We start from the raw sequence: 26,254 nt of genomic DNA on the forward strand, positions 1-26,254 counted from the left end.
ACAAGGCTTGCTTCAACCGGACGCCGGACGCATCGCCTGTGGAAGCGTCCTCTTTCAAAGGGTTCCGTATGAAGGTCGTCGTCATTGGATCGGGCTACGTTGGCCTGGTCACCGGGTGCTGTCTCGCGGAAGCGGGCAATCAAGTGGTTTGCGTCGATCACGACGCCGGCAAGGTCGCGGCCTTGCGCGCGGGGCGGCTGCCGTTCCATGAACCGGGGCTGGACGAACTGCTCGCCGCGCAGCTGCAGGCCGGCCGGCTGAGCTTCGAAACCAGCATCGCCCGCGCCATGCGGCACGCCGCCGTCGCCTTCCTGGCCGTGGGCACGCCTTCGCAGACCAACGGGAGCGCCAATCTGGAGAACCTGCTGCACTGCGTGCATGAGCTGGCGGACACGGCATTCGAAGACTGCGTCATCGTCGTCAAATCCACCGTGCCCATCGGCACGGGCGACCATATCGAGAAACTGCTGAACGCCAAGCACGGCGCGGCCGCCGGCCAGCCCCGGGTGCGCGTCGCGTCCAATCCGGAATTCCTGGCCGAGGGCCGGGCCATCCGCGACTTCCGGCATCCCAGCCGCATCGTCGTCGGGGCCAATGACGAAGGCTCGGCCCAGGCGCTGGCCGAACTGTATGCGCCCTTCGTCGAGCGAGGCGCAAGCCTGATGTTCATGGATCGACGCAGCGCCGAGTTCGCCAAATACGCATGCAACGCCATGCTGGCCGCGCGGATATCGATGGTCAACGAACTGGCCGGGCTCGCCGGCAGCCTGGGCGCCGGCATGGAGGCCGTCTGCCGCGTGCTGAAAAGCGACCCGCGCATCGGCGCGGGCTATCTGCAGCCCGGGGCAGGCTACGGCGGCTCCTGCCTGCCCAAAGACTTGCGCGCCCTGATCCGCAGCGCCCAGGAAGCGGGCGAGCCGGCCTACATGCTGCGCAGCGTCCAGCGGGTGAACCGCCTGCAGGGACGCAAGCTGTTCGATGCCATCCGGGACCATTTCGGCGGCGGGCTGCGCCAAAGACGCATCGCGATATGGGGCCTTTCCTTCAAGCCGGGAACGGACGACGTGCGATCGGCGCCCAGTCTCGCGCTCATTCACGCGCTGCTGGGCGCCGGCGCCACGGTGTCGGCCTATGATCCCGTGGCGATGAACGCCGCGCGGGCCGCGCTGGGCGACACCGCCACGGTCTTCGGCGAATCGGCCCTGAACGTTTGCGAGGAAGCGGACGCGCTGGTGCTGATGACGGAATGGGAGGAATTCAAGGCGCCGGATTTCGAAGCCGTGGCGGCCCGGCTGCGCGGCGGCGTGGTGTTCGACGCCCGCGGCATCTATCGGCCCGGCCTGCTGCGGCGCCATGGCTTGCAATGCCATCGGCTGGGAGAACGGCCGGCAGGCCTGCAGGCGGGCAAGGCCGTCCGCGCGCCGCTTGCGCCGAATCCCCAGGCCGAGCCTCGCACGCCGGGCTAGGGTCCGTCAGCGTCAAAAGGCGGCCTGCTTCGTCACTCCGCTTCGTCAATCCGGGCGCCTGCCGGTCAGATCCGCCAGCAGGCGTTCCCAGTCCGCCACGAAACGGCCGATGCCGAAGCGTTCGCGGGCCGTGCGCTGGGCGGCCGCGCCCCATTTGCGCGCCAGGCCCGCATCGGCCAGCAGCTGGCGCGAGACGTCCAGCAGGGCCGAGGGGCGATTGTCCACGTAGCCATTGACGCCGTTCTCGATGACGTGCGGCAGCTCGGTGGCGGCGATGCCCAGCACCGGCAGGCCCGCCATCATCGCTTCCACCAGCGACAGTCCCAGGCTGGCGTATCGGATCGGCGTGAAAAAAAACCGGTAGCGGGCCATGAAGGCCGGCACCTCCAGGTTGGGCACCTCGCCCTTGCCGCCCTTCAGGGTTTCGGAGCCCATGCCGATGAGGTCCAGCGGCATGCGGGCCTGCGCCCACTCATAGATGTCCGCCCCGACACGGCGCCCGCGGGAACCGAGATTGTTGATGACCACGATGCCGCGCTCCAGCTCGCCGATGTAATGGACGCCCGGCGCTTCCGGCACGCCGTGCTCGATGACCGCGACCGGCATGTCGCCGGCGTCCCACATCAAGGCGTTGTAGTGCGTGACGTGCACCAGCACGCCCCGGTCGTGCCGGAACACATGGCGCGTGTCGGTGGGATGGGGTTCGGGCGGATTGTGCTCGATGTAGACGCTGGGCAGCTTGCGCTGGGACGGGCTCAGCAACTGCCGGCTGTCATGTTCGAAGACCGGCCGGGACTGGTAGATGACGCAATCGAACTGCTGTTCCCGCAATTGCTCGGCCGGCACCATGCTCACATTGCTCCCCCACGGTATCTTGGGGCCCAGCGCCGCGTAGCCGGGCCGGTTGCCGGGCATGACCGGGACGATGAAGCGATGCGGCAGCTGCGTCAGGGAATACAGGTAGTTGCCGTGCACGTGCCAGGTCAGGATGCGCAAGGTGTCGGTCATGGGCGGCCTCCCGAGTTCAGGCGCCTGGCCGCTTCGGCCACCACGCGGTCGACCTGCACGCCCAGGGCGCAGGGATGCCCGATGGGGCACTCATCGTAAGCGCAGGGCCGGCAGGCCATGGGGGTATGCAGCACGGTATGGCGGCTCGCATCCAGGGGCGCCCACCTGGCCACGTCGCTGCCCGAGGCAATGACGACACTGGGCAGATGCACGCCGGCCGCCACGTGCGAGATGCCCGTGTCGTTGCACACCAGCAGCCGCCCGCGCCGCAGCAGGGCGGCCAGGGCGCCCAGCGAAGTCCGCCCGCACAAGTCCACGCCGCGCGGGCCCAGGGCGTCTTTCAGGCTGCGCGCCAACGGCGCCTCGTCCTTGCTGCCGGTGATGGCGATCTGCCATCCCGCATCGGCCAGCGCCGCGGCCACCCGGGCATAGCGCTCGAGCGGCCAGCGGCGCGAGGCCAGCCTGGCCCCGGGGTGCACGAACACCGTCCGGTCCAGGGCCAGGCCCGAGCCGACCGCCACGGCATCGGCCTCCGCCTCGTCCGATGCGCCGAGCGGAAACTCCAGGCTGTCGTCGGCCGCGTCCACGCCGATGTGCCCAAGCAGGGCGAGATAGCGGTGGATCTCGTGCAGATGATCGGGCCAGGGCAGCAGGCGCCCCGGCACGGCCTGTTCCGCGTCCGGCACGAAGCCCGCCCACTGCGCGGGCGCCATCGCCCGCACGATGTCGTTGGAGCGCCGCCCGCTGCCATGCATCTGCAGCACCAGGTCGAAGGCCCGCGCGCGCATGTCGCGGTAGAACGCGGGCAAGGCGGCGGCGCGCACCGGCTGCTCCGGAAACGCCGCATCGCCGGGAAAGATCGCCAGCTCGTCCAGATACTGCGGAAAACGCCGCAGCACCGGCGCCGCGCTGTCCAGGCCCACCAAGGTGATGCGGGCTCGCGGCAGCCTGGCGCGCAGCGCGCGCAGCGCCGGGACGGCGCACAGCATGTCTCCCAGGTTCAAGGCCCGGAACACGGCGACCCTGCCGATGTCTGCCCCCCAGTCCAGGGGAGCGGTCTCGCGCGCATCCATCATGTCTTTTCTACGAGATAGCTTCCTATGAACAAGGCGTCCAGGGGCGAGGTCCAGAACGATTCCAGGGCGTCCCGGGGGCTGCACACCACGGGCTCGCCGCGCGTGTTGAAGGACGTGTTCACCAGGACGGGCACGCCCGTTCTTGCCTCGAACTCCGTCAGCATGCCGTGCAGCAAAGGGTGCTGCTGCGCATTGACGGTCTGCACGCGCGCCGTGCCGTCCGTATGGCGCACGGCCGGTATCAGGTCCGCCTTGTCCGGCAGCACGTCGAACACGAACAGCATGAAAGGCGCTTCGATCCGGCCCTTCCCCCGGCTGTCGAACCATAGATGCGCGCGCTCTTCGAGCACCACCGGCGCGACCGGCCGGAAGTCCTCCCGGTCCTTGAGCTCGTTCAGGCGGGCCTGCATGGCGCTGTTCCGGGGCGAGGCCAGGATGGAACGCGCGCCCAGCGCCCTGGGACCGAACTCCATGCGGCCCTGGAACCAGCCGATGACCTTCTCGTCCGCGAGCAGCTCCGCCGCGCTCTCCGCCACATTGGAGAGCTTGCGGTGCTTGACGCCGGAACGGGTCAGGAATCCGCCGATCTCCTCGTCGCCATAGCCGGGCCCCAGATAAGCATGGTCCATGACCCACCGCCGGCTTCCGGGCTCACGCTCGTGCCGGTCCATCCACAAGGCGGCGCCCAGCGCGGTGCCCGCATCCCCGGCGGCGGGCTGCACCCAGACGCCGTCGAACGGCCCCTGGTCGGCAAGGCGCGCGTTCAGCACGCAATTCAAGGCCACTCCGCCCGCCATGCAAAGATGGCGCGCCTGCGTCCGCCCATGCAGCCAGCGCGCCATCTCCAGAACGGTTTCTTCCAATACCTTCTGCAGGGAATGCGCGATATCCATGTGCCGGGGCAGGAACTCCGTGCCGCGCAGCCGCGCCGGCCCGAAGACCTCTTCCCAGTTGCAGGGATGCACGCTGTAGCCGCCTTCGCCGTCGTAGCGCAAGACGCGGCGGAACTCGTCGACGTAGGCCGGCTTGCCGTAGGACGCCAGCGCCATGACTTTGTATTCGTCGGAGGAATGCAGGAAGCCCAGGTACCGGGTCACGTCTTCGTACAACAGCCCGAGCGAATGCGGCAGCAGCACTTGCCGGATGCGCTCGTAGCGGCCGCCGGAGAAATGCCCATAGCTGGTCGTGGTCCGTTCGCCCCGGCCGTCCATGGTCAGGACCGCGGCTTCTTCGTAGGGCGCCGCCAGGAAGGCGCTGGCTTCGTGGCAAAGATGATGCTCCAGGAAGCGCCAGCGCTCCAGGACATGCTGCAAGGTATCGGAGCGGAAGCGGTCCTGCAGGTGATGCGGCACGCCGCCGATCAGCTGGCGCGGCGCATTCACGATGTAAGAAAGAAACAGGCCGTCCCAGGGCGACCCCGGCCCCTTCCAGTTTGCCGAGGGCTCCAGCGGCAGCTCGATGCGGCCGTCGGGCGCGATGCCGTCCTCGAGCAGCGCCGGATCGAAGGCATAGACGATGCGGTCGACGTCCGCCAGCCCGCAGCCCGCCTGGGACAGGCAATAGTCGATGGCATGATAGGGCAGCTGCCAGGTGGAGAACGGCACGGGGCGCTTGCCGTGCTTGATGCGCGTGAAGCGCTCTTCTTCCACGGCGGCCAGTACGTCGCCGTCGCGCACGATGGCGGCGGAACAGTCGTGGAAGGTTGCGTTGATGCCCAGAGTCAGCATGCGGTATTCTCCAGTTCAGACAGCCCCGGCGGCTCGGAGGCATTGGGGGCGCTTGCCGCCAGCAGTTCCAGCACCGCCGCGCACACCGTGGCGGGCGGCACCTTGCGCAGGCAGTCGTGATGCCCCTCGGGGCATACGCTGCGATAGCAATACTTGCAGGGCACGTCGTGGAACAGCACCCGGCTCGGCACCATCCAGGGCGTATGCTGCGGGTTGGTCAATGCATACAGGTCGACCACGGGCGTGCCCAGCGCGGCGGCCAGGTGCACCGGCCCGGAATTGTTGGACAGCAGCAGCGCCGCGTCCTCGATCAGGCAGGCGAGCTCGCCCAGGCTCAGCAGCCCGGCAAGATCGATGATGGGCACGGCGCCCGCGCACATGCGCCTTATGCCGTCCGTCAGCGCCTGCTCGGATGCGCCGCCCGTCAGCACCACGGTCCCGGCGCGCCCGCCCAGCATGCTCAAGGCCTCGGCAAAGCATTCGGGCGGATAGCGGCGCGAAGGCGCCGTCGCGCCGCAATGGGATACGATCCAGGCGCCGCCCGGCGCCAGCCCATGCGCCCGCAGCTTGGCGCGCACGCCCAGCCTGTCGCCGTCGCGCGTCGCGAAGACCAGCCTGGGGTCCTTGCAGACAGCCCCCACCCGCTCGACCAGATCGAGCTGGCGGCGCGTTTCATGCCGCGTCTGCTGATGAGGCTCGGTCTCCGGCTGCCAGTCCGACAGCAGGCGATAGGGATTCTCCCGGCAATGCGCCAGCACGCGCGGAATGCCGGCCAGCCGGCACATCAGCGCGGCGGGCAAGGGGCTTTGGCTGTAGACCGTGAAAATCACCGCCGCATCGAAGTCCGCCGCGCGCAATGCGCGCAGCATGCGCGCCTCGCCGTCCGGGTCGTCCACCTCGTTCTTCACCCAGGGCGCATCGTAGGCGATGACCTCGTCCACGTCCGGCAGGAAGGGCGCCAGCGCCGCGCCGGCTGGCGAGGCCAGCAAAGCGATGCGGCGCCCGGGACAGGCCTGCTTCAAGGCGCGTATCGCCGGGGTGGTCATGAGGACGTCGCCCAGGTTGTCCAGCCGGATGCACAGAATCTTGCGCAGCCCGCTCCAGCTCGATGAGGGACTCATGCGCGAGCCCCTTCGGCCGGCTCGAACGAGGCCGCCACGATGCGGCTCGCCGCCGCCAGGTCGGGCGCCCGGCGATGCGGCACGCGCCATTCGCCCGGTTTCCATTCGGTCTCGTTGCCGTTGTCGATCAGCACGGTACGGCAGCCGGCGCGGCGGCCGGCCTCGATGTCGTCCAGGATGTCGCCCACGAACCAAGAGCGGCCCAGGTCGATGCGATGCCGCTCGGCCGCGGCCAGCAGCAGGCCGGGCGCCGGCTTGCGGCAGGCGCAGGAAACGGCATAGGCCGGCAAGGCGCCGCCCGGCAGGTGCGGGCAGTAATGGAAGCCGGCCAGCGCCGCGCCCTCTTCCTCGAACATCCGGGCCAGCCGTCGCCGCACCGCCCGCAGCGCCTCCGCGCCGAACATGCCCAGCGCGATGCCGGGCTGGTTGGTGATGATGATCAGCGGCAGGCCCAGGACCGCCAGCCTGGCCACGCCTTCGCGCGCGCCCGGCGCGAACGCCATGCGCGCGGGGTCCACGTTGTAGGGGATGTCTTGCAGCACGGTCCCGTCCTTGTCCAGGAACACCGCCGGCCTCAAGGCCATGATGTTTCCTTCATGGGCAGCACCATGACCTCGGGTATGACCGTCTGCGGCGGCTGGGTCAGCACGAACTTCACGGCCCGGGCGACATTGTGGGGGTCCTGCAGCAGCTCGACGTCGATGTCCGGAAACCGGTCGAGCAGGAAGGGCGTGCGCATGCCTCCGGCAATCACCGCCGACACCTTGACGCCCGTGCCGCGCAATTCGGCGTGCAAGGCGTGCGTCAGGCCCATCAGCCCCCACTTGCTGGCGTGATACGCGCTGGCGTTCGGCCATGCGCGGCGCGCCGCCGTCGAGGCGATGTTCACGATATGCCCGCCCGGCGCCAGGTGCGCCAGCCCGTGCTTGGCCAGTAGGAAGGGGCCGGTGAGATTGGTCGCCATGACGCGGTGCCAGTCTTCCGTCCTCATTTCGCGTATGCCTATCGTGACGTCGACGCCCGCATTGTTGATGATGGCGTCCAGGCGGCCGAACCGGGAAACGACGTTTTCCAGGCTGTCGATGACGGCCTGTTCGTTGCCGACATCCATGGTGAACGCTTGCGCCTTGCCGCCGCCACGGCCGATCTCGTCGGCCACCGCGTGAGAAGAGGCTTCATTGATGTCGACGACCGCCACATGGGCTCCGTCGCGCGCCAGCGTGTCGCAGATGGCGGCGCCCAGCCCGCTGCCCCCTCCCGTCACCAGCACCACGCGCCCGGCAAGGCTCTCGTAATCGTAAGCGTCCATTATCACTCCACATGTATGACATCGGCGGACGACGGACGGCAAGCCGGACGAATCCGGCACGCGCCGCCGCCATTTCATGAAGTGACAGGCAAACCGCGTGCCCGGGCACAACTACGAATTGAACTCGCGCGCATGCCGGCGAGAATCAGAATGAACCAATAGGCAAAGGCGTCAACGAGCTCCGGATTCATTATGGCCCCGGCTACCGGGTATATTTCCAGCGCCGCGGCAACATGATCGTCATCCTGCTGTGCGGCGGTGATAAAAGCTCACAATCGCGCGACATCAAGACTGCGCTGCGCCTTGCCGCAGAATGGAACGAATCGCCATGACTCTGAAACTCACCGCTCTACATCGCTCATGCGCTAGGCGTCATCGCCCGCGCTAAAGGCATGGCGCAAATTTCCAGCCAAACGGGCCTGTCGCGCGAACAGCTGTACCGTTCGTTCAGCGTCCGCGGAAACCCGACACTGCGCACGACCTTGGCCGTGATGAAAGCTCTGGGGATCGAGCTTTCAGTCAAGCCTGTCTCCACCCGCTGAAGCAAGCCTTCGGCATGGGCACCCTACCCGCTTTCACAACAATGATGAAATTTGCGGCTCAAGGCTTTTCGCTGAAATGCCGTTCGAACAGGGCGACGGTCCTGGCGAGGTTCTCCGGCGTGCCGGTGCCGTGGTGCGCCGCGCAGCGCGCATGCGGCATCAAGGCATGGACGGCGTCCAGATATTCGTAAAGCATGTCGTCGGCGGCGCAAGTCAGCAGGGTCGGGACCGGCACCAAAGGCAGCCGGGCGCGCTTGTCGTGGCCCAGCGCGGCCCGATACGACAAATGGAAACTGCGCGCCGCCTTGAGAACCTCGACCACCTTGTCATGCAGGGTGTCGGCATCGGGCAAGCCGGTGGGCCGGCGGTGCGCCTTGTCCTTGCGGTACCACGGCCAAAAAAGATACGCGTCCCGCACGAACGACCAGATCTGGAGCAATTGGCTGCCGTTCTGGTCGATGCTGATGCCCGGCACATAGTGCTCGAGCAGCTCGGCCTGCTCTTCCGGGGCATACAAGCCAATGCCATCCAGCACCAAAGAACGCACCCGCCCAGGCTGGGAGATGGCAATTTCGCTGGCGATGCTTGCCCCCGTATGCGTGCCGTACAAATCGAACCGGCCGATTCCCAGCGTGTCGAGCGCACGCAAATGCGCATCCGCCAATGCGGCGAGGGTCACGGCGTCGCCCGCGGGAGCGGAGGAATCGCCATTGCCCAGGGTGTCCGTGGCAATGACATGCCGGAACTTGCCGAACTCCCGCAGCAAGGGTTCGAGCATCAAGGAGGAACCGGGAGAAGCATGGATCAGCAGCAGCGGCGGCGTGCCGGCCATGCGCCGGCCGGCCTCGCGGTAATGCACCTGCCCTTCCGCGATATCGATGAATCCTCGGCGGATGCGCGCGCCCGACGAAACCATTGCCCGCATCACAACCCCAGCTCGCGCGCAATGAGATTCCGCTGCAATTCGCTGCTGCCTTCGCCGAAGGTGTACAGGCCCGCGTCACGCCACATGCGCTGCATATCGCTTTCCATCGAGTATCCGGCACTGGCCATGATCTGCATGCCGTTGCGCGTGACGAACTGGAAAGTTTCAGTTGCGGCCAGCTTAGCCTGCGCCGCCTCCAGACGGCACGGGCGCTCGGTCGCGATCAGCCAGGAGAGCTCGCGCAGCGCCAGGCGGGCCAGATTGACGCGCAGCTGCATGTCGGCGATCTTGTGCTGGATGGCTTGAAAGGACCCGATCGGCTTGCCGAACTGCATGCGCTCTTTTGCATACGCCACGACGAGGTCGACGGCTTTCTGCGCCTGCCCGATGGCATTCGCCGCCTGGCCGGCACGGCTGTAATGCAGCGTCGACATCGTATGCTTGAAGCCTTCGCCCGCCACGCCCATCAGCGCCTTGCCGCTGACTTCGACCTCATCGAAGCCGATATCCCAGGAAGGCATGCAGTTGTGCCCCACCTTCGCCAGTTGCGTCATGCTGATGCCGGGCGTGCCGCGGTCGACCAGAAACATGGAAACGCCTTTGGCGCCTTTGCTTCCCGGCTCGGTACGGCAGGCGACGACCAGATAATCGGCCGCATCGGCATTGCTGATCCAGGTCTTGCGGCCATTGATGACCCAGCCGCTTCCGGTCCGGCGCGCCGAGGCAATGATGGCGCCCGCGTCGGTTCCCGCCTGGGACTCGGTCAGCGCCAGCGCAAAACGGACCTCGCCCCGGATCAGGCGGGGAAGCAGATCGCGCTTCTGTTCGTCCGTGCCGTATTTGAGCAAGGACATCCCGCCAAAGCCGACGGTCGTGCCAAAAAGCGTGGCGGCGATCCCCGCATGATAAGCAAGGCGCTCATTGACCAGCGCCACGGTCCGCCAGTCCTTGCCCAGCCCGCCCCATTCTTCGGGAAACGGAATGGCGAACAGGCCCAGCCGCCCCATGAAGGGCAGCAAGCGCCAAGGTGTCTCGTGCCGCTCGTCCGCCTCGCGCAAGGCCTCGGGGGGAAATTCGCGCGCCATCATGCGGTCGATGGAGTCCAGCAGCGCGCGGTCTTCTTCGGGAATTTCAAAATCAATCATGGTTTTTCAGGGTCGATGACTAGATCGGCGTCAATTGGCCGGCAAGTTCCGCTTTCAGGACTTTGCCAATCGAGTTGCGGGGGAACTCCCGCACAAAGAAGATTTCCCGGGGAACCTTGTAAGGCGCCAAGGCATCGCGGCAGAGCGCGATGAGCGCGCCGGGGTCCACCGGTTCCTTGGGGATCACGAACGCCGCTATTTCTTCATTGAACTGACGGGAAGGCCAGCCGACCACCGCCGCTTCCTGGACCGCGGGGTGGCCCGTCAGCACCGCTTCGATTTCCTGGGGATAGATATTCACCCCTCCCCGGATGATCATGTCTTTGGCGCGCCCCTTGAGGAAGAGATACCCCTCCTCGTTCATCGCGCCGAGGTCGCCGGGATAGAACCAGCCGTCGCGAAATACTTCCGCGCTGGCTTCGGCGTCGCCGTAAAAGCCTTCGGCCATTCCATTGCTGCGATACCGGATGCGCCCGATGGCGCCGGCGGGAACGGGCTCATGCCGCTCGTCGACGACCGAAACCTCCACCCCGAAGGCGGGCCGGCCGACCGAATCCATGTAGCGCAGCTGGTCGGCGGGCGTCAACACGGAAATGCCGCCGCCTTCCGTCGACGCGTAGTACTCATAAAAATTGGGGCATATTTTTTCGCGGATCTGGACACGCTCCTCGGCCGCCAAAGCCGAACCGGACGACACGAGCGTTCTCAGCCGGCGCAGGGGCGCCAGCGTTTCAGCGTCGAAGTCCAGCAAGCGGCGCAACAGAGTGGGCACCAGGAACAAGAGGCTGCCCTGGGTTCTGGCCACTTCGCCTACCAGCTCTTCCGGCGCATAAGGCGGCGGGCAAAGCACGACGGTTCCCCCTGCGTACAGGATGGACAGCGTGAAGGTGCGGCCGCCGCCGAAATACAAAGGGGTCGCGTTCACGTAGCGCTCGCGGCTGCCGAAACCGAGATCCGCCCACTGCGTATAAAACCGGCTGATCAAGCGCTGGTGAGACAGCAAGGGCCCCTTGGGACGGCCCGTCGTGCCCGACGACAACGACATCACCAGGCCGCGGTCGCCATCGGGAAAAGGCGCCACGGGCCGCGCATTGCGAACGGCATCGAGCCAGCCGCCGTCGGTTTCCTGGCATGCCTGCCCTTCGAAAGCCTGCCCGGGCTCCACCATGACGAGCGAGGCGCCGAAGTGTTTGCTGACGGCCTGCTTTTCAAATGTCTTCCAGCGGCAGTCCACGGGCAGCACGATGCAACCCGCCCGCGCCACGGCGAAGATCATCAAGACATGCTCGATCGTGTCTTTCAGCGCCAGCCCCACGACCGAGCCCGGCGCCAGGCCGCGCATTTGCAGCCAGGCGGCGCGGCTCTGGACCGCCTGGTCCAGGCTGCGATAGTCCAGCGACCGGTCGCCCTGAATCAGGGCGATGTGGGTCGGCCGCTGGCGGCCGTGAAGTGCGATTTGATCCGCAATATTCTGGATTCTGGTACTCATTGCCGGGCGCCTTGCTCCAATCCGTATATGCGCAGCACGTTGTCGCGCAGAAGTTTCCTCTTAGACGCCGGGCGCAACTCCAGCGCTTCGATTTCCTCGCGCGTGCGTTCAAAGTCGAGCACCGGAAAATCCGTGCCGAAAATGACCTTGTCCTGCCCAAAAGTGTTGATGTAATGCACAAAGGACGCGGGCCAGTATTTCGGGCTGTGCGCATCGGTGCCGATGTAGACGTTGGGATGCTTCCAGGCCATGGCGATCATCTCGTCGGTCCAGGGGATGCCGACATGGATGCCGATGAGCTTGAGCTCGGGGAAATCGCATGCCACCGCGTCCAGCGCAATCGGACGGCCGACGCTGCGCAAGCGGTAATTGGGGTCATAGAGCATGGACTGCCCGACCTGAAGCTGCACCGGAACGTCGAGCTCCACGCACTTCGCATAAAAGGGATACCACTTGGCATGGTCGGGCGCCAGCTCGAACCAGTGCGGGTAAAAATGGGCGCCGATGAAACCGTACTCCTTGACGCCCTTTTCCAGCATGCGCACGCCCGCCATGCCCTCGGTGGGATCCAGGCCCGCCAGGCCCGAGAAACGGTCGGGGTACCGGTTGACCGCCTCCGCCACCATTTCATAGGGAATGTGATAAGCGGCACGATGCTGATAGGGGCCGTTCTTGGCGGCGACGAGAAACGAACGCTCGATGCCCGCCGCGTCCATCCGGCGCAGCATGTCTTCGTGGGTGAGGCCTTGCAGTATTTCGTCGCTGACCTTCATCTTCCCGCCGTAAAAGGCATCGCGAGGAGGCCGGATGGCTTTGACTTCAGGCGTCCAAATATTGACGACGGCATCTATGGCCTGGATGTCGTAACTCATGTAATTTCCTTGCAGATTGAGGAGCGAACGGCGCAAAGCCGCTCGCAGCCGAGCATCCGCCCGTGGCAGACGAGACGGTGTGAAGGACGCCCGGCAAGCCGGGGACTTGCCGGCGCCCCGGGGACACGGACCGCAGCGCGGCCGCGGTGCCTGCGCCGGGCGTCAGTCGATCTTTGCGGCTTTGACCGCCTCCGCCCAGCGCGCTATTTCGGTCTTGATCATTTCCGCATAGGCCTCGGGCGAAAGCGGCGCGGGCTCCATGCCGCCTTGCTGCAGGCGGGCGACGATTTCGGGCATCTTCAGAATGGCGGTGACTTCCCGATTGAGCTTCTGGACGATGTCCTTGGGCGTGCCGGCCGGCGCCATCAATCCGTACCAGCCGTTGACCTCGAAACCGGGCAGCGTTTCCGCGACCGCGGGGACGTCCGGCAGCACACTGGACCGCTGCAGCGTGCTGACGGCCAGAGGCCGCAGCTTGCCTTCCTGGATCAAGCCCATGGCGCCGCTGAGATTGACGAAAGCCGAGGACAGCTGCCCGCCCAGGATATCGGTCTGGATGTTTGCGGAACCGCGATACGGCACATGGACCATTTCCACATTGCCCGCGTTTGCAAGCATGGAACCGGCCAAATGCGTATTGCTGCCGACCCCCACCGAACCATACGAGACCTTTCCGGGATTGGCCTTGGCATAGGCGACGAATTCGGCCAGGTTCTTTGCGGGAAAGTCGCTGCGCACGACCAGCACGGCGGGCCCCGAGGCAATCAATGTAATCGGCTCGAAGTCCTTGACGGGGTCGTACGGCGGCTTGGGATTGAGGGACGGCGCAATGGCGATGGGATTGAGATGCGAGAAAAAGAGCGTGTACCCGTCGGGTTTTGCCCTAGCCACGAAAGAGGCGCCGATCGTGCCGCTGGCCCCCGACTTGTTTTCAATGACGACCGCTTGGCCGAGCCGGGTGCTGAGTTCTTGCGCGATGGGACGGATGAAACTGTCGGAAGGCCCGCCGGCAGCCCAGGGATTGATGATCGTCACCGTTCGGGACGGATACGCATCGGCGGCCAGCGCGGCGCCGGGCAGGCACGCGGCAACGCTGAGGGCCAGTGCGGAGCGTTTCAAGAACCGGGAAATGAAATCCAAAAATGGCACAGCGGCCTCCATCGATGAAATGAATGACAGAACGCTTTCGCGAACATGGGTTTTCTGTATATAATTCGTATAGTGAATAGCTATCTCGCTTAATGAATAATGGTATACACCCTGTTTTTGGGTGTCAAGTTTTCTGTCGGGGGAATACGTGCCCAAAAAAAACCAAGCGCGGCAAATTGCGGAACCAGCAAGCGAAGCGGAAGGCAAGCCGGCCGACTCGGTGCCGCAAGCCAAAGAAGCCCCCGGCAAAGATCCCCACTTCGTCACCGCGCTGGCCCGAGGCCTTGAAATACTTCGCTGTTTCAATGCGGAACGCCAGGATCTGGGCGCCACTGAAATCGCGCAGCTGACGGGGTTGCCGCAGCCCACCGTCTGGCGCCTTTGCAAGACTCTTTCCTTGCTGGGCTATCTGGTTCCAGGGCGAACCCCCGATCGCCTGCAGGTCGGCGCCGGCGTGCTGATGCTGGGCCACGCCGCCATCACCCATGGCGGCCTGCCGACCGCGGCGCTGGTGCCAATGAAGGAATTCGCCAAGCAGCTGGGCATATCGGTCACGCTCGGTGAACGGCACAACAATGACATGGTGATCATCCAGCGCATCGCCGCGCCCAGCATCCTGCACCTCAAGATGCACATAGGCTCGTCGCTCGAACTGGGCGATTCATCGATGGGGTGGGCGTGGCTGGCCGCACAGCCCGAAGACATCCGCCAGCAGGCGATCAAGGGGCTGCGCAAGCACTATGGCGCGCGCTGGCCGGAAATCTCCGGCAAGCTCGACGAGGCGTTCGAGGAATACGCGCGTTACGGCTACGTGCACAATTTCGCGAAATCGCACCGGGACGTCAACGCGATCGGCGTGCCGGTCATGGCGCCCTACGGCAATCGGACGCTGGCCTTGACCTGCGGCGGCGCGAAATCATCGTTCCCGCCGTCCATGCTGATCAAGGAATGCGCGCCGGCAATGATCGAATTGGCCCGGAAAATCGCGCCTTTGCTGCTCCTGAAGCCGGAGAACGGTTGAAAGTTCCGGGATCCAGAAGGAAACTGAAGGACAAAACACCGCGTGAGAGAAGCAAGAGCCCTGCCAAATTGACCGTGAATCGGCCTGTCGACCGACGATGCCGCCGCATGAGCATCGCCATAGGCACTAACGTGCTCCGGCTCTTGATGCGCGACAATGAGGCCCAGCGCGCCGGGGCGGTTCGGATCGTGCAGGCGGCCGCGGAAGGGAGCGCTCAAGCCTTCTTCGGCAAAACGGTCATCTCGACGCCGCCAGTTGCCGGCTTGCATCCTTGAGCGCGCTTTGCACCATTTCCTCGATGCTGGGGTGGTAGTACGGCATCGCGAGCAGGCTTTCGACCGTCTCGCCGCGCTGGACGGCCCATGCGAGCAAATGGGCCAGATGTTCGCCACGCGCGGCGAGCAGGCCGGCGCCGAGCAGGCGCCCATTACCGCGATCGGCATAGATGCGCACGAGATTGCCTTCGGCGCCCATGACGCGCGAGCGTCCATTGGCGGCGCCCTCGGCGGAACCGATGACCGTTCGGTCGAGGTCCAGCGTATCGTAGGCTTGGCCGACCGTCGCGATGTCGGGGTCGCTGAACACGATCGCCAGCGGCGTACGGCGCGGCGGAAGATCGCCATGGGGCCGGCCGCCAAGGAATTGCGCCGCCGCGCGCGCGGCGATCAGCCCTTCGTCCACGGCTTCGTGCATCAGCGGCCGAATGGCACTGGCATCGCCGGCGAGGAAGACGGCGGACGAGCCGGCTCGCAAGGCATGCGCATCCAGCACGGGTTGCCCGCGCGCGTCGAGCGGCACGCCCGCCATCTGAAGGTCCAGGCCTTCGACGTTGGGGCGGCGGCCCAGCGCGGCCAGGACGGCGTCCACCTGCGCCGTCTCGCCGCCGCTGCGCAGCTCGATGGCTTGCTGGCGCGGCATCGTCTCGACGGGCCGCCCGAGCCACATCGTCATCTCGTTGCCGAAGCGCTCGATGGCGCGCGCGCCGATCCGGGGGTCGGTGATGCCGGCGGGCAAGGACTTCATGTCGCCGGCGACGACGCGCACCCCGAGGCGAGACAGCGCCAGCCCCATCTCCAGCCCGATAGCTCCCAGGCCGAGCATGCCGACGCTCCCGGGCAGGGTATCGAGATCAAACAGGCTATCGGTAGTGAGCAGCCTGTCGCCGAGCGCGGCGAGAGCCTGCGGCACCACCGGACGGGAGCCGGTGGCGACGACGAAAGCCCGCGCCCGGATGGACCTGCCGTCGACGTCCACGGTCCCGGGGCCGGTGAAGCGGGCCGTCCCCATGACAAGCCGGTCCCCCGCGACGTCGCGGGTGCGCTTGGCGGTGTTGCCGGCGAGCAGGTCGCGCGTCATGCGGGCATGGCGCCATAGGTCGCCGGGCGTCGCCGCGCCCGCCGGCGCGGCCGCGCCTTTCAGCATCGCTTGCAGGCTGGCCCACTGGTGGCCCGCATGCAGCGCCGCCTTGGACGGCATGCAGCCAACCCGAGCGCAGGTGGTCCCCAAGGGGCCGTGATCGATCAGGACGGCGGACAGGCCCTGGCGGCGCAATTCGCTGAATGCCGTGAGGCCCGCGGTGCCTGCTCCGATGACGGCGGCGTCGACGGTGATGGGTGATGACATGCTAGGGACTCTCTTTCATTGGCGTTCGAATCGACGGCCGCTCGCGCGGAGGATCGCGGCGCCGCAGTTGCCGGGCGCCGCATGGCGCAGCCTCAGCTCCCCGCCGGCAGCGCGCTGGCGGCGAATTCGTTGAAGGCGGCCACGGCATTGGCCGCATACATTGCCGAGGGGCCGCCTCCCATGTAGACCGCCACCCCCAGGGTCTCGTGCACTTCGGCTTCGGTCGCGCCCAGACGAACCAGGGCCTTGGCATGAAAGCCGATGCAGCCGTCGCAGCGCGTCGCCACGCCGATCGCCAACGCAATGAGTTCCTTGGTCTTGGCGTCCAGCGCGCCATCGGCGATCGCGGCCCTGCCCATTTCGGAAAAACTCTTCATCACCTGCGGAACACCCGTTCGCAGCGGGGCGAGATTGGAGGTGATCTGCTTCGTCAGATCGCTGTAGCACGTCGTCGTCATTAGGCCTTCCTAGTCATGTGAGCGGTCGCGGCGCCGGCCGGCCGCCTGCAGGCAACCCACCAGCCGGCGACGGTGTAGATCAGTATGGTCGAACCCACCAGGCCGGCGCCGAACACCAGGGCGATCAGGAACCAGTCGGCCGGCCCGGCGGCATCGGTGAAGCCCGAAGACGACACCTTCGCCATCAGGACCAGGGCGAGCGCCCCGCCGATGACGCCCAGCGCCTCGGAGCGCACCAAGCGGCGCGAGACGAGGCCTTTTTCGCGCACCAGCAGCACGGCGAAGGCGGCCAGGCCCAGGACGGCGACGGCCAGCAGAATCCAGAGCAAAGGGCCGAGCATCTCTTGGAAAACCGCCAGCAGGATGAAGGGATCAAGTTCTTTCATGGCATTTTCTCCTTAGGCGCGGCCGCGCAGCATGCTGATGTAGGTGGGCTTGAGCGCCATGGTCTTCATGACCCAGCTGACCCACAGCTCCTCCAGCGGTGCGATGACGCCCGGGAAGGACGGCACCAGGTTGTTCTGGTAGTCGAATTCCACCAGCATGGCGCGGCCCAGCCGCGTAATCAGCGGGCACGAGGTGTAGCCGGTGTAGAGCGCATCGGAGGTCTTGCCCGCGATCTCGGCGACGATGTGGTCGACCGCCACCGGCACCTGCCACTTCACGCTCGCGGCGGTCTTGCCCTTGGGCACGCCGGCGATGTCGCCTACGCCGAAGACATTGCGGTAACGCACGTGGCGCAGCGTGCCCTTGTCGACCTCCATCCAGCCTTCAGCGGCCCAGGGACCGGATTGCCAGGGCAGCGGGCTGTTGCGGATGGGCTCGGGCGCGCGCATCGGGGGAATGACGTGGATGAAGTCGTAGCCCTGTTCCTCGGTTCCCGCCGGCGTGCTGAACGTGGCGATGCGTTTGCCCGGGTCGATGGCCTTGAGCACGCGCTCGTAGTTCACCTGGATGCCGCGCTCCTGGAACAGCATGCGCACCTTCTCCGAGACGATGGGGACGCTGAACAGGACCTTGTTGTTCGAGTTGTATACGACCTCCGCCTTGCTGCGCCGGCCGCGCCGGCTCAGGTAGTCGTCCGTGATGAAGGTGTACTTCAGCGGCGCGCCCGCACACTTCATCTCGGTGTTGGGGCGCAGGAAGACGCCCCGGCCGCCCTTGTCCGCGAAGGCCGACATGGCCTGCCACGTGGCCTCGGCTTTGGCCGGGCTGTGGTAGATGCTGCCGATGCCGTCCCGGCCGATCAGGTCCTCGCTCATGCCTTCGATCAGGCCGTACTCCAGCCTCATGCCGGTGGCGACGACGAGAAAGTCGTACGCATGAGCCTTGCCGCTTTCCGTGACGACCTTCTTGCCTTCGGGGTCGAACTCGGCGACCCGTTCCTGCACCAGCTCGACGCCCGCCGGCACGTATTCAGCGGTGGAGGAAACTACGTAGCCCGCCGGCTTGATGCCCGAGCCCACCAGCGTGAAGCCTGGTTGGTAGAAGTGCTCTTTGCGCGCGTCGATCAGCGTGATCTTCGCGCCGTCCAGCGCTTCCGACAGGCGTGATGCCGCCGCGAGCCCGGCGGCGCCCGCGCCGGCAATGACGATGCGGGCCGTGGTCTTGACCTTGTTCGCAGCATTGGCAACGCCTGGCGCAAGCGCGATGCCCGCGGCGCCGGTTGAATTGTTGACCCATCGGGCCGTCTCCTTCGGTATGGTTCTTGTGGTGTTTCATGGTCTCGTATCCGTTCATTTCGGGGCGCAGTAGATTTCCCAGAGCATGCGCATGATGCGCACGACGTTGTCGTTGGCCAGCCGGTAGTAGACGAACTTGCCCTCCTTTTCGGTTTCGACCAGCCCCTCCGTTCGCAGCACAGCCAGTTGCTGCGACAAGGTGGGTTGGCGGATGCCGGTGACCGCTTCCAGTTCGCCCACGTTATGGCGAGCGGTCGCGATCTGGCACAGAAGCATCAAGCGGTCTTCGTTGGCAAGAGCCTTGAGCAATGCACATGCTTCGCCAGCGCGTTCGCGCAATTGCTCGGGTGCTTGCAAATCGCCCTTGTTGAACGATGACATCGTGGTTCTCTCTGTCATATGCATGAAGAAATTATAATATATAAATAAATAAATTGTTATATGGAGACATCCCTGGAATCCAATGGTTTCTGAATCGGCCGTCCGCGTGCCGCCCATGCCGGCTTTCAAGGCCTGCTCGTATGGGTTGCGGCAAGGCACCAGGCGCAGAGCGCCCAGCCATGCGGCGATGGAAGAGCCTGGGAACATGCGGCGATGGAAGCGCCAGGGAATTTCGATCGTGGGGAAGCGCCGAAGCGCCTGAATGCGCTGGTTCCCCGATAGCGGGGAAGATCCGGGTATTTGTAGGCATCGTGAATCCCGCGTTGCGCGGGTACCTACAAAAATACCTACATAGAAAAACCCGCCAAAGCCATGTTTTTACATGATTTTTGGCGGGTTGTGTTCGTTATGATCAGATAACGATGCCAGTATCTGGCGGAGACGGAGGGATTCGAACCCTCGATACGGGTATAAGCCGTATGCTCCCTTAGCAGGGGAGTACCTTCAACCTCTCGGCCACGTCTCCGAAAACAGGCCGCCATTCTAGCATGATAATTTTGCTTGTGCTGGCGGCGGGCTCGCCATGGGCGAAAACGTCGATCATACCAGGATCGGCGCCCGCCCCGTCAGCGTGTTCAGGCCTGCTGGGTCTTGTCCTGGTCCAGCTCGAACGCCTTGTGCAGGGCGCGTACCGCCAGTTCCATGTACTTGTCGTTGATGATGACGGACGTCTTGATTTCGCTGGTGCTGATCATCTGGATGTTGATGCCCTCTTCCGCCAGCGTGCGGAACATCAGGCTGGCGACCCCGACGTGGCTGCGCATGCCGATGCCGACGATGGACACCTTGCACACCTTGTCGTCGGAAATGATTTCCGTGGCGCCCACGGCCGGGCCGATCTGGTTCTTGAGCAGGTCCTGCGTGCGCAGGAAATCGTTCCGGTTGACGGTGAAGGAGAAGTCCGTCGTGCCCTTGACCGACTGGTTCTGCAGGATCATGTCGACGTCTATGTTGGCGGCGGCGACCGGGCCGAGTATGGAATAGGCCACGCCCGGGGTGTCGGGCACGGAAAGCAGGGTGAACTTGGCCTCGTCACGGCTGAAGGCAATGCCCGAAACAACGGCGGATTCCATTTTTTGATCTTCCTCGAAAGTAATTAGGGTGCCCGAAACCATTTCTTCTTCGAGCGGAATCAGGGGGTCGGTGAGCGACGACAGCACGCGCACGGGGACATGGTATTTTCCGGCGAACTCGACCGAGCGGATCTGCAGCACCTTGGACCCCAGGGAGGCCATTTCCAGCATTTCCTCGAACGACACGACGGTCATGCGCCGCGCTTCGGGCACGACGCGCGGGTCGGTGGTGTAGACGCCGTCGACGTCGGTGTAGATCAGGCATTCGTCGGCCTTCAGCGCCGCGGCGATGGCGACCGCCGAGGTGTCCGAGCCGCCGCGCCCCAAGGTGGTGATGTTCCCGTCTTCGTCCACGCCCTGGAAGCCCGTGACGATGACCACGCGGCCGGCGTCGAGGTCGGCCTTCACGCGGGTTTCGTCTATGGACCGGATGCGCGCTTTGGTGAAGGACGAGTCGGTGCGCACGGGCACTTGCCAGCCCGCATAGCTGCGCGCGGCGACGCCTTGCGACATCAGGGCCATGGCCAGCAATGCGCTGCTGGCCTGTTCGCCCGTCGCGGCCAGCATGTCGAGTTCGCGGGTGTCGGGCTGCGGCGTGATTTCCTTGGCCAGGCCCAGCAGCCGGTTGGTTTCGCCCGACATGGCCGAAGGGACCACGACCACCTGATGGCCGGCTGCATGCCATTTGGCCACGCGCCGCGCCACGTTCTGGATGCGCTCTACCGAGCCCATGGACGTACCGCCGTATTTGTGAACAATCAGGGACATCATTTACTCTGTGTCAAAAAGGCGCGCCGCTACTCCCGCGCGCCGGATTATGTCGCTTTCAGGACCGATTCGCATTCGCCGGGCAGCAATACCCAGTCCGCCAAGGCAAAGCGGTCTATTTTACCGTTTTTCACAAAAGCCGCCAGGCGGCGCCAACGCGCCCGCGGCGGGCGGCGCGGGCGCGCCGGCCGGTTCGAGACAGACCCGGCCCCGCAGGCAGCATATCCAGGCATCGCCGTGCCTGAGGCGCATGCGCCGGTCGTGCCCCAGGGCGTGCAGCCCGCGCAGCTGGCGCATGAGCTCCTGCAATCGGGCGTCGGTGGGCATGCGTTTGCCCAGCAGCGCCAGCCAGTGCCTCAGCACCAAGGCCTGGCGCGGCGGCGACAGCGCGCGCCAGGCGGACAGGGAAAAGCTGAGCCGGTCGGCGGAAGGCTCCAGGCCGGCGAAGTCCTGCGCCGCCACGTCGGACAGGATCTGCCTGGCCTCGGCGCTCTGGCGCGCATGCCGCAGCAGGTTGCCCTTCCAGCCCGGCCAGCGCGCATTCAGTTCCGGCACCAGGCGTTCGCGCAGGGCCGCGCGCGTGTACTGGTCGTCGGCGTTGGTGGGGTCGACGACCGGCGCCCAGCCGCTGGCCTGGGTGAACAGCGCGGCCTGCTCCAGGATGGCGGCGCGATCCTGCTGCAGCCATGGCCGCACATAGCACAGGCCGTCGCGTTCGTTCGCGGCGGCCATGGCCGCCATGCCGGCGGGGCCGGCGCCGCGCAGCAGCCGCAGCAGCACGGTTTCGGCCTGGTCGTCGCCATGGTGGGCCAGCAGGATGTGCCGGAGCCCGGCCAGGCGGGCCAATTCCACGAAGGCCCGGTAGCGCGCGTCGCGGGCGGCCGACTCCATGCCGTCGCCGCGCCCCAGCGCCACCTGCGCGCGGTATCCGTGGCAGGGCACCCGGAGCATCAGGGCCAGGTCATGCACCCGCGCCTGCCAGTCGTCCGCGGGCGCCTGCAAGCCGTGATGCACGTGAAAGAAATGCAGTTCCAGCCGATGGCGGCGGGCGTGGAGGGCCGCGTGCACCGCCAGCATGGCGGAATCGGCGCCGCCGCTCAGGCCCACCGCGATCCGCCGCGGCGGATCGGGCAGCCCGGACAGCGCAAGGCCGATGGCCCGCGACAGGACGGGCGAGCCGAAGTCAGTCCAGAACGCCTGGGCGAGCATCCCGGGCGCGTCAGCGCGCGTCTTGGAAGCGGCCGTAGGACATCAGGCGCTGCAGCCGCTGTTCGATGAGTTCGTCCGGCGCCATGCCGGCGACCTGGCGCAGGGAATCGGCCAGCGCGCGCTTGAGCTGCCGCGCCATCAAGACCGGATCCCGGTGGGCGCCGCCCACGGGTTCGTTGACGATGCGGTCGATCAGGCCGAGCTCCTTGAGGCGCGGCGCGGTGATGCCCAGCGCCTCGGCGGCGATGGAGGCCTTGTCGACGCTGCGCCACAGGATGGAGGCGCAGCCTTCGGGCGAGATCACCGCGTAAGTGGCGTACTGCAGCATCATGACCACGTCGCCCACGGCGATGGCCAGCGCCCCGCCCGAGCCGCCCTCCCCGATGATGGTGGCAATGATGGGCACGCGCAATTCGGCCATGGCGTACAGGTTGTGGCCGATGGCCTCGGACTGCCCGCGCTCTTCCGCGCCGACGCCCGGATACGCTCCCGGCGTGTCCACGAAGGTGAACACCGGCAGCTGGAATTTCTCGGCCAGGCGCATCAGGCGCAGCGCCTTGCGGTAGCCTTCCGGGCGCGGCATGCCGAAATTGCGCATCGCGCGCTCTTTGGTGTCGCGCCCCTTCTGGTGGCCGATGACCATGCAGGGCGTGCCGTCGAAGCGCGCCAGGCCGCCTACGATGGACTGGTCGTCGGCATACATGCGGTCGCCGTGCAGTTCGTGGAAATCGGTGAAGATTTCGCGGACGTAGTCCAGCGTGTAGGGCCGCTGCGGGTGGCGCGCCACCAGGGCGGTCTGCCAGGGCGTCAGCTTGGCGTAGATGCTTTTGGCCAGGGCCTGGTTCTTTTGCTGCAAGCTCCCGACCTCTTCGGAGATGTCCACCGCGGAATCGGTTTGCACGAAGCGCAGTTCCTCGATCTTGTTTTCGAGTTCGGCCAGGGGTTGTTCGAATTCCAGGAAGGTATTACGCATAAGAGCTTGTTTTCCAGAGTAGAGCATTCGCTTTGTCAGTATTGCACGGCGGCGGGATCCAGGCTGCGCCACAAATACCAGGTTGCGACGGTGCGCCACGGCGCCCACGCCTGGGCGACTTCCCGGGCCTCGAACCGCGAAACAGGCTCGCCACTGAAGTAGTGTAGCGAAATCGCCTTGAGCAGGCCGGCGTCGTCCAGGGGCAGGACGTCGGGCCGCCGCAGGTTGAAGATCAGGAACATTTCCGCCGTCCAGCGGCCGATGCCGCGAATGGCGCACAGATCGGCGATCACGGCTTCGTCGTCCATGGACACCCACTGAGAGGGCCGCACCTTCTTGTCGGCGAAGTGCAGGGCCAGATCGAGCACGTAATCGGCCTTGCGCTTGGACAGCCCCAGCAGCTTGACGTCGGTTTCCGCCAGGGCCAGCACCGCGCGCGGCGTGGGATTGCGCCCGCAGGCATCGGTGAAGCGCTGCCACATGGCCTCGGCCGACTTGACCGAGATCTGGTGGCCGACCAGGGCCCGGGCCAGGGTGATGAAAGGCGTGGTGGAAGGCCCCAGCCATTCGGACTGATGCTGAGGAATCACCTTGCGCAGGATGCGGTCGCGGCCCATCAATTCGGCCGAGGCTTCATCCCAGAACGCGGGTTTGTCGTGTACCGTCGCTGAACTCACTGTCATTCCCCCCGATCAGGCCCGGCGCCATTGCGTCGCGCCGCCGGCCTTGTCTTCGAGTTCGATGCCCGCGGCCTGCAGTTCGTTGCGGATGCGGTCGGCCTCGGCGAAATTGCGCGCTTTCTTGGCGTCGGCACGGGCGGAAATCAAGGCCTCGATGCGTTCGGCGGACAGGCCGGCGACCGGCTTGCCGGCCGGCTGATAGCGGCTGGGCGACTGCAGATAGCGGGCGGGATCGGCCTGCAGCAGGCCCAGCAGGCCCGCCAGCGCGCGCATGAGCCCGGACGCCTTGCCGGAGCCGCCGCGGTTGGCTTCGGAGGCCAGTTCAAACAGGGCCGCCACCGCCCCCGACGAGTTGAAGTCATCGTTCATGGCGTCCCGGAAGGCCTGGGCCGACGGGTGGCTCCAGTCGATGTCGACCGGTTCGGCCGGAACGTTGGCCAGGGTCTGGTATAGCCGGTCGAGCGAATTCTGCGCGTCCAGCAGGTTCTCGGGCGCGTAGTTCTGCACGCTGCGATAGTGGTTGCGCACGATGAAGAAACGCAGCATTTCGGCTTCGCGCGGGTTGGCCTCATAGTTTGCCTGGCCGTCCGGCAGATCGGGATCCAGCGCGATGGTCTGGCGGATGCTGCGGAAATTGCCCAGGGACTTGGACATCTTGTCGGCATCGACCATGAGCGGGCCGCAATGCATCCATATCGATGCCAGCTTCCCGCCGAAAGCGCCTTCGGTCTGGGCGATTTCGTTTTCGTGGTGCGGGAACTTGAGGTCGGGGCCGCCGCCGTGGATGTCCAGGGGCAGGCCCAGCAGCGCCCGGCTCATGGCCGAGCATTCGATGTGCCAGCCGGGGCGCCCGACGCCGTAGGGCGATTCCCACTTGGACTCGGGCGGTTCGTCGGCCTTGGCCGCCTTCCAGAGCACGAAGTCGAGCGGGTCGCGCTTGCCCGCCGCCACCGCCACCCGTTCGCCGGCGCGCAGGTCGTCCAGCGATTTGCCCGACAGCTTGCCGTAGCCTTCGAAGCCCCGCACGGAGTAGTTCACGTCGCCGTCTTCGGACCGGTAGGCCAGGCCGTTTTCCTCGAGCTTCCGGATGATGCCCAGCATGTCGCCGACGTGCTCCGTGGCCTTGGGCTCGAAATCGGGCGGCGCCACGCCCAGCGCGCGCTCGTCGGCGTGCATGGCGTCGATGTAGAAGGCGGTGACCTCGCCCAGGCGGCGCCCGGTCTCGACGGCGCGGCGTATGATTTTGTCGTCGATGTCGGTGATGTTGCGCACATAGCTGACCTGGTAGCCGCTGGCCCGCAGCCAGCGCTGGACCACGTCGAAGCTGACCAGCATCCGCGCATGCCCGAGGTGGCAGAAATCGTAGACCGTCATGCCGCATACATACATGCGGACCTTGCCGGGCTCTGCGGTTTTCAAGGGCTCTTTGGCGCGCGAAAGGGTGTTATAAATGTGCAGCATGTGCGGGCGGGCTTCTTGTCGGTAAATATTTATGTCGGTAAATCAAAGGGCGGCCTGAACGGGGCGGCCCGCATGGGGTAAACTCGGCGCGGGCCCGGCAGGCAAGGCTAAAATGGTGGTCGATAAGTATAGCAAGCGGGCCGGCCGAACGCAGGCAGGCCCCTGCCCTGCCAATTTTTTATAGGCGCATAGCCGTGTTTCGAATTTCTTGTCCCGTATTGGTGATCGTGCTTGCAACGACCGGGCCGGCAAACACAGCCGTGGCACAGGCGCGTACGCCCGCCCTGGCGCCCAACGCCGATCTTACCTCCTCCGTACAGGCCGGTCCAGGCCCGGCCGGCTTCATCCCGGCCGCCGCCGCAAAGCCCGTCCCCGCGGACGAGGCCCCGCTGTTCAAGGACGAAGCCCCGCCCGAAGGCGGCTGGAAAGGCCTGGCCCGGCTGCTGGAGGCCGCCACGCCGGACATCGACACCAGCATCCCGCTGACCGCCTCCCAGATCACCGACCGCATCTCGCAGATGCTCGACCAGGGCCGCAACCAGGAAGCGCTCGAAGCCATCGAAAAGCGCCGCGCCCAGCTGGCCCGGCAGAACACGCTGGGCGCCGACGTCCAGCTGCTGTTCCTGCACGGCCGGGCGCTCTCGGCCCTGGGCCGCCGCGCGGAAGCGATCGCCGTCTACCAGGACATGACCACGCTCTACCCCGAGCTGCCCGAGCCCTGGAACAACCTGGCGGCGGAATACGTCAAGCAGGGCAGGCTCGAGCTGGCCCGCGACGCCCTCTCCATGGCGCTGGCGGCCAATCCCGGCTATGCGGCGGCGCAAGCCAACATGGGCGAGGTCCAGCTCATGCTGGCCCGCCAGTCGTTCCAGGAAGCGGCCAGAATGGGCGCGCAGGGCGCCAAGGCCCGGGCGCAGAAGGCCGACGCCCTGCTCAAGCAATGATCACCCATCCATCCAAGGCAATAGAAACCCATGCGCATCTTTTCATTTCCAAGCCGCGGGATCCATCCGGGACTGCGTGCGTTCAGCCTCGC

At 66.0% G+C, this 26,254-nt stretch carries 27 protein-coding genes and 1 tRNA gene; 6 read left to right on the forward strand and 22 right to left on the reverse strand.

What is annotated here, in order from left to right; genetic code table 11:
* Nucleotides 1-68: 68 nt before the first annotated feature.
* Nucleotides 69-1,466, forward strand: a complete 1,398-nt coding sequence (locus H0A72_RS04125) for a UDP-glucose dehydrogenase family protein (protein WP_180153792.1) — start codon at nucleotides 69-71, stop codon at nucleotides 1,464-1,466.
* Between the two features lie 45 nt (nucleotides 1,467-1,511).
* Here the strand turns inward: H0A72_RS04125 and H0A72_RS04130 are convergent, their stop codons facing one another.
* The 6 genes from H0A72_RS04130 to H0A72_RS04155 are packed head-to-tail and all read right to left on the reverse strand — an operon-like array spanning nucleotide 1,512 to nucleotide 7,707.
* On the reverse strand, nucleotides 1,512-2,474 hold the full coding sequence (locus tag H0A72_RS04130; protein ID WP_180153793.1) for a glycosyltransferase: 963 nt from the start codon (nucleotides 2,472-2,474) through the stop codon (nucleotides 1,512-1,514).
* The gene (locus H0A72_RS04135; protein ID WP_246436768.1) at nucleotides 2,471-3,550 is read right to left on the reverse strand and encodes a glycosyltransferase family 9 protein; all 1,080 of its coding nucleotides are present in this window, start codon (nucleotides 3,548-3,550) and stop codon (nucleotides 2,471-2,473) included. Before H0A72_RS04135 ends, H0A72_RS04130 begins: the two co-directional genes overlap by 4 nt.
* Entirely contained in the window at nucleotides 3,547-5,277 is a 1,731-nt protein-coding gene (locus tag H0A72_RS04140; protein WP_180153794.1) for a carbamoyltransferase family protein, read from the reverse strand. The genes H0A72_RS04135 and H0A72_RS04140 overlap by 4 nt, the downstream gene beginning before the upstream one ends.
* A complete protein-coding gene (locus H0A72_RS04145) occupies nucleotides 5,271-6,398 on the reverse strand; it encodes a glycosyltransferase family 9 protein (protein WP_180153795.1) in 1,128 nt (375 codons plus the stop codon). Before H0A72_RS04145 ends, H0A72_RS04140 begins: the two co-directional genes overlap by 7 nt.
* Complete coding sequence (locus H0A72_RS04150) at nucleotides 6,395-6,982, reverse strand: D-glycero-alpha-D-manno-heptose-1,7-bisphosphate 7-phosphatase (protein ID WP_180153796.1); 588 nt, start codon at nucleotides 6,980-6,982, stop codon at nucleotides 6,395-6,397. The genes H0A72_RS04145 and H0A72_RS04150 overlap by 4 nt, the downstream gene beginning before the upstream one ends.
* A complete protein-coding gene (locus tag H0A72_RS04155) occupies nucleotides 6,973-7,707 on the reverse strand; it encodes an SDR family oxidoreductase (protein ID WP_180153797.1) in 735 nt (244 codons plus the stop codon). The genes H0A72_RS04150 and H0A72_RS04155 overlap by 10 nt, the downstream gene beginning before the upstream one ends.
* 185 nt (nucleotides 7,708-7,892) lie before the next feature.
* Here H0A72_RS04155 and H0A72_RS04160 point away from each other — a divergent pair, with 185 nt between their 5' ends.
* Nucleotides 7,893-8,039 (forward strand): type II toxin-antitoxin system RelE/ParE family toxin, encoded by a 147-nt coding sequence (locus tag H0A72_RS04160; protein WP_425502471.1) that lies wholly within the window; start codon nucleotides 7,893-7,895, stop codon nucleotides 8,037-8,039.
* A gap of 21 nt (nucleotides 8,040-8,060) precedes the next feature.
* On the forward strand, nucleotides 8,061-8,249 hold the full coding sequence (locus H0A72_RS04165; RefSeq protein ID WP_180154034.1) for an addiction module antidote protein: 189 nt from the start codon (nucleotides 8,061-8,063) through the stop codon (nucleotides 8,247-8,249).
* 58 nt (nucleotides 8,250-8,307) lie between these two features.
* Here H0A72_RS04165 and H0A72_RS04170 read toward each other — a convergent pair whose 3' ends face one another.
* From H0A72_RS04170 to H0A72_RS04190, 5 genes are all read right to left on the reverse strand, one after another.
* Nucleotides 8,308-9,174: an alpha/beta fold hydrolase gene (locus H0A72_RS04170; protein WP_180153798.1), complete on the reverse strand. Its 867-nt coding sequence runs from the start codon at nucleotides 9,172-9,174 to the stop codon at nucleotides 8,308-8,310.
* Nucleotides 9,174-10,319, reverse strand: coding sequence for an acyl-CoA dehydrogenase family protein (locus tag H0A72_RS04175; RefSeq protein ID WP_180153799.1), 1,146 nt, complete (start codon nucleotides 10,317-10,319; stop codon nucleotides 9,174-9,176). The genes H0A72_RS04170 and H0A72_RS04175 overlap by 1 nt, the downstream gene beginning before the upstream one ends.
* Before the next feature lie 19 nt (nucleotides 10,320-10,338).
* Nucleotides 10,339-11,808, reverse strand: a complete 1,470-nt coding sequence (locus H0A72_RS04180; protein WP_180153800.1) for a class I adenylate-forming enzyme family protein — start codon at nucleotides 11,806-11,808, stop codon at nucleotides 10,339-10,341.
* The gene (locus H0A72_RS04185) at nucleotides 11,805-12,680 is read right to left on the reverse strand and encodes an amidohydrolase family protein (protein WP_180153801.1); all 876 of its coding nucleotides are present in this window, start codon (nucleotides 12,678-12,680) and stop codon (nucleotides 11,805-11,807) included. Before H0A72_RS04185 ends, H0A72_RS04180 begins: the two co-directional genes overlap by 4 nt.
* A gap of 162 nt (nucleotides 12,681-12,842) precedes the next feature.
* Nucleotides 12,843-13,799, reverse strand: a complete 957-nt coding sequence (locus tag H0A72_RS04190; protein WP_180153802.1) for a Bug family tripartite tricarboxylate transporter substrate binding protein — start codon at nucleotides 13,797-13,799, stop codon at nucleotides 12,843-12,845.
* 178 nt (nucleotides 13,800-13,977) lie between these two features.
* On the opposite strand from H0A72_RS04190, the gene H0A72_RS04195 reads away from it, so the two are divergent.
* The gene (locus H0A72_RS04195) at nucleotides 13,978-14,850 is read left to right on the forward strand and encodes a helix-turn-helix domain-containing protein (protein WP_180153803.1); all 873 of its coding nucleotides are present in this window, start codon (nucleotides 13,978-13,980) and stop codon (nucleotides 14,848-14,850) included.
* Nucleotides 14,851-14,957: 107 nt separating this feature from the next.
* Nucleotides 14,958-15,125: a PIN domain-containing protein gene (locus H0A72_RS04200; protein WP_180153804.1), complete on the forward strand. Its 168-nt coding sequence runs from the start codon at nucleotides 14,958-14,960 to the stop codon at nucleotides 15,123-15,125.
* Here the strand turns inward: H0A72_RS04200 and H0A72_RS04205 are convergent.
* From H0A72_RS04205 to cysS, 11 genes are all read right to left on the reverse strand, one after another.
* Complete coding sequence (locus tag H0A72_RS04205) at nucleotides 15,088-16,473, reverse strand: dihydrolipoyl dehydrogenase (protein WP_180153805.1); 1,386 nt, start codon at nucleotides 16,471-16,473, stop codon at nucleotides 15,088-15,090. The two genes, H0A72_RS04200 and H0A72_RS04205, sit on opposite strands and share 38 nt — an antisense overlap.
* A 92-nt stretch (nucleotides 16,474-16,565) precedes the next feature.
* A complete protein-coding gene (locus H0A72_RS04210) occupies nucleotides 16,566-16,931 on the reverse strand; it encodes a carboxymuconolactone decarboxylase family protein (RefSeq protein ID WP_180153806.1) in 366 nt (121 codons plus the stop codon).
* Nucleotides 16,931-17,317 (reverse strand): DUF5368 domain-containing protein, encoded by a 387-nt coding sequence (locus H0A72_RS04215; protein ID WP_180153807.1) that lies wholly within the window; start codon nucleotides 17,315-17,317, stop codon nucleotides 16,931-16,933. Before H0A72_RS04215 ends, H0A72_RS04210 begins: the two co-directional genes overlap by 1 nt.
* A 12-nt stretch (nucleotides 17,318-17,329) precedes the next feature.
* Nucleotides 17,330-18,634: an FAD-dependent oxidoreductase gene (locus H0A72_RS04220; protein WP_180154035.1), complete on the reverse strand. Its 1,305-nt coding sequence runs from the start codon at nucleotides 18,632-18,634 to the stop codon at nucleotides 17,330-17,332.
* 33 nt (nucleotides 18,635-18,667) lie between these two features.
* Nucleotides 18,668-18,994 (reverse strand): ArsR/SmtB family transcription factor, encoded by a 327-nt coding sequence (locus H0A72_RS04225; protein ID WP_180154036.1) that lies wholly within the window; start codon nucleotides 18,992-18,994, stop codon nucleotides 18,668-18,670.
* A gap of 433 nt (nucleotides 18,995-19,427) precedes the next feature.
* A tRNA-Ser gene (locus tag H0A72_RS04230) sits at nucleotides 19,428-19,520 on the reverse strand.
* A 109-nt stretch (nucleotides 19,521-19,629) separates the two neighbouring features.
* Nucleotides 19,630-20,895 carry an aspartate kinase gene (locus tag H0A72_RS04235; RefSeq protein ID WP_180154037.1) on the reverse strand — a complete coding sequence of 422 codons (1,266 nt, stop codon included), beginning with the start codon at nucleotides 20,893-20,895 and terminating at the stop codon, nucleotides 19,630-19,632.
* A gap of 120 nt (nucleotides 20,896-21,015) precedes the next feature.
* Nucleotides 21,016-22,104 carry a tRNA lysidine(34) synthetase TilS gene (gene tilS, locus H0A72_RS04240; RefSeq protein ID WP_180153808.1) on the reverse strand — a complete coding sequence of 363 codons (1,089 nt, stop codon included), beginning with the start codon at nucleotides 22,102-22,104 and terminating at the stop codon, nucleotides 21,016-21,018.
* Nucleotides 22,105-22,114: 10 nt separating this feature from the next.
* Complete coding sequence (locus H0A72_RS04245) at nucleotides 22,115-23,077, reverse strand: acetyl-CoA carboxylase carboxyltransferase subunit alpha (protein ID WP_180153809.1); 963 nt, start codon at nucleotides 23,075-23,077, stop codon at nucleotides 22,115-22,117.
* 35 nt (nucleotides 23,078-23,112) lie between these two features.
* Nucleotides 23,113-23,754 (reverse strand): DNA-3-methyladenine glycosylase 2 family protein, encoded by a 642-nt coding sequence (locus H0A72_RS04250; protein WP_180153810.1) that lies wholly within the window; start codon nucleotides 23,752-23,754, stop codon nucleotides 23,113-23,115.
* A 15-nt stretch (nucleotides 23,755-23,769) separates the two neighbouring features.
* Nucleotides 23,770-25,218 (reverse strand): cysteine--tRNA ligase, encoded by a 1,449-nt coding sequence (gene cysS, locus H0A72_RS04255; RefSeq protein ID WP_180153811.1) that lies wholly within the window; start codon nucleotides 25,216-25,218, stop codon nucleotides 23,770-23,772.
* Between the two features lie 260 nt (nucleotides 25,219-25,478).
* Between cysS and H0A72_RS04260 the strand changes: the two genes are divergently transcribed.
* Nucleotides 25,479-26,162, forward strand: a complete 684-nt coding sequence (locus H0A72_RS04260) for a tetratricopeptide repeat protein (protein WP_343060090.1) — start codon at nucleotides 25,479-25,481, stop codon at nucleotides 26,160-26,162.
* The last annotated feature ends 92 nt before the right edge of the window (nucleotides 26,163-26,254 follow it).

The sequence above is a fragment of the Parapusillimonas granuli genome (genome assembly GCF_013416525.1).
Classification (GTDB): Bacteria; Pseudomonadota; Gammaproteobacteria; order Burkholderiales; family Burkholderiaceae_B; genus Parapusillimonas; species Parapusillimonas granuli.

Excerpts from the sequence above, each read along its gene's own strand:
- H0A72_RS04125 (WP_180153792.1), top strand. The coding sequence starts at position 69 with ATGAAGGTCGTCGTCATTGGATCGGGCTACGTTGGCCTGGTCACCGGG.
- H0A72_RS04130 (WP_180153793.1), bottom strand. The coding sequence starts at position 2,474 with ATGACCGACACCTTGCGCATCCTGACCTGGCACGTGCACGGCAACTAC.
- H0A72_RS04135 (WP_246436768.1), bottom strand. The coding sequence starts at position 3,550 with ATGATGGATGCGCGCGAGACCGCTCCCCTGGACTGGGGGGCAGACATC.
- H0A72_RS04140 (WP_180153794.1), bottom strand. The coding sequence starts at position 5,277 with ATGCTGACTCTGGGCATCAACGCAACCTTCCACGACTGTTCCGCCGCC.
- H0A72_RS04145 (WP_180153795.1), bottom strand. The coding sequence starts at position 6,398 with ATGAGTCCCTCATCGAGCTGGAGCGGGCTGCGCAAGATTCTGTGCATC.
- H0A72_RS04150 (WP_180153796.1), bottom strand. The coding sequence starts at position 6,982 with ATGGCCTTGAGGCCGGCGGTGTTCCTGGACAAGGACGGGACCGTGCTG.
- H0A72_RS04155 (WP_180153797.1), bottom strand. The coding sequence starts at position 7,707 with ATGGACGCTTACGATTACGAGAGCCTTGCCGGGCGCGTGGTGCTGGTG.
- H0A72_RS04170 (WP_180153798.1), bottom strand. The coding sequence starts at position 9,174 with ATGCGGGCAATGGTTTCGTCGGGCGCGCGCATCCGCCGAGGATTCATC.
- H0A72_RS04175 (WP_180153799.1), bottom strand. The coding sequence starts at position 10,319 with ATGATTGATTTTGAAATTCCCGAAGAAGACCGCGCGCTGCTGGACTCC.
- H0A72_RS04180 (WP_180153800.1), bottom strand. The coding sequence starts at position 11,808 with ATGAGTACCAGAATCCAGAATATTGCGGATCAAATCGCACTTCACGGC.
- H0A72_RS04185 (WP_180153801.1), bottom strand. The coding sequence starts at position 12,680 with ATGAGTTACGACATCCAGGCCATAGATGCCGTCGTCAATATTTGGACG.
- H0A72_RS04200 (WP_180153804.1), top strand. The coding sequence starts at position 14,958 with ATGAGCATCGCCATAGGCACTAACGTGCTCCGGCTCTTGATGCGCGAC.
- H0A72_RS04205 (WP_180153805.1), bottom strand. The coding sequence starts at position 16,473 with ATGTCATCACCCATCACCGTCGACGCCGCCGTCATCGGAGCAGGCACC.
- H0A72_RS04210 (WP_180153806.1), bottom strand. The coding sequence starts at position 16,931 with ATGACGACGACGTGCTACAGCGATCTGACGAAGCAGATCACCTCCAAT.
- H0A72_RS04215 (WP_180153807.1), bottom strand. The coding sequence starts at position 17,317 with ATGAAAGAACTTGATCCCTTCATCCTGCTGGCGGTTTTCCAAGAGATG.
- H0A72_RS04225 (WP_180154036.1), bottom strand. The coding sequence starts at position 18,994 with ATGTCATCGTTCAACAAGGGCGATTTGCAAGCACCCGAGCAATTGCGC.
- H0A72_RS04235 (WP_180154037.1), bottom strand. The coding sequence starts at position 20,895 with ATGTCCCTGATTGTTCACAAATACGGCGGTACGTCCATGGGCTCGGTA.
- tilS (WP_180153808.1), bottom strand. The coding sequence starts at position 22,104 with ATGCTCGCCCAGGCGTTCTGGACTGACTTCGGCTCGCCCGTCCTGTCG.
- H0A72_RS04245 (WP_180153809.1), bottom strand. The coding sequence starts at position 23,077 with ATGCGTAATACCTTCCTGGAATTCGAACAACCCCTGGCCGAACTCGAA.
- cysS (WP_180153811.1), bottom strand. The coding sequence starts at position 25,218 with ATGCTGCACATTTATAACACCCTTTCGCGCGCCAAAGAGCCCTTGAAA.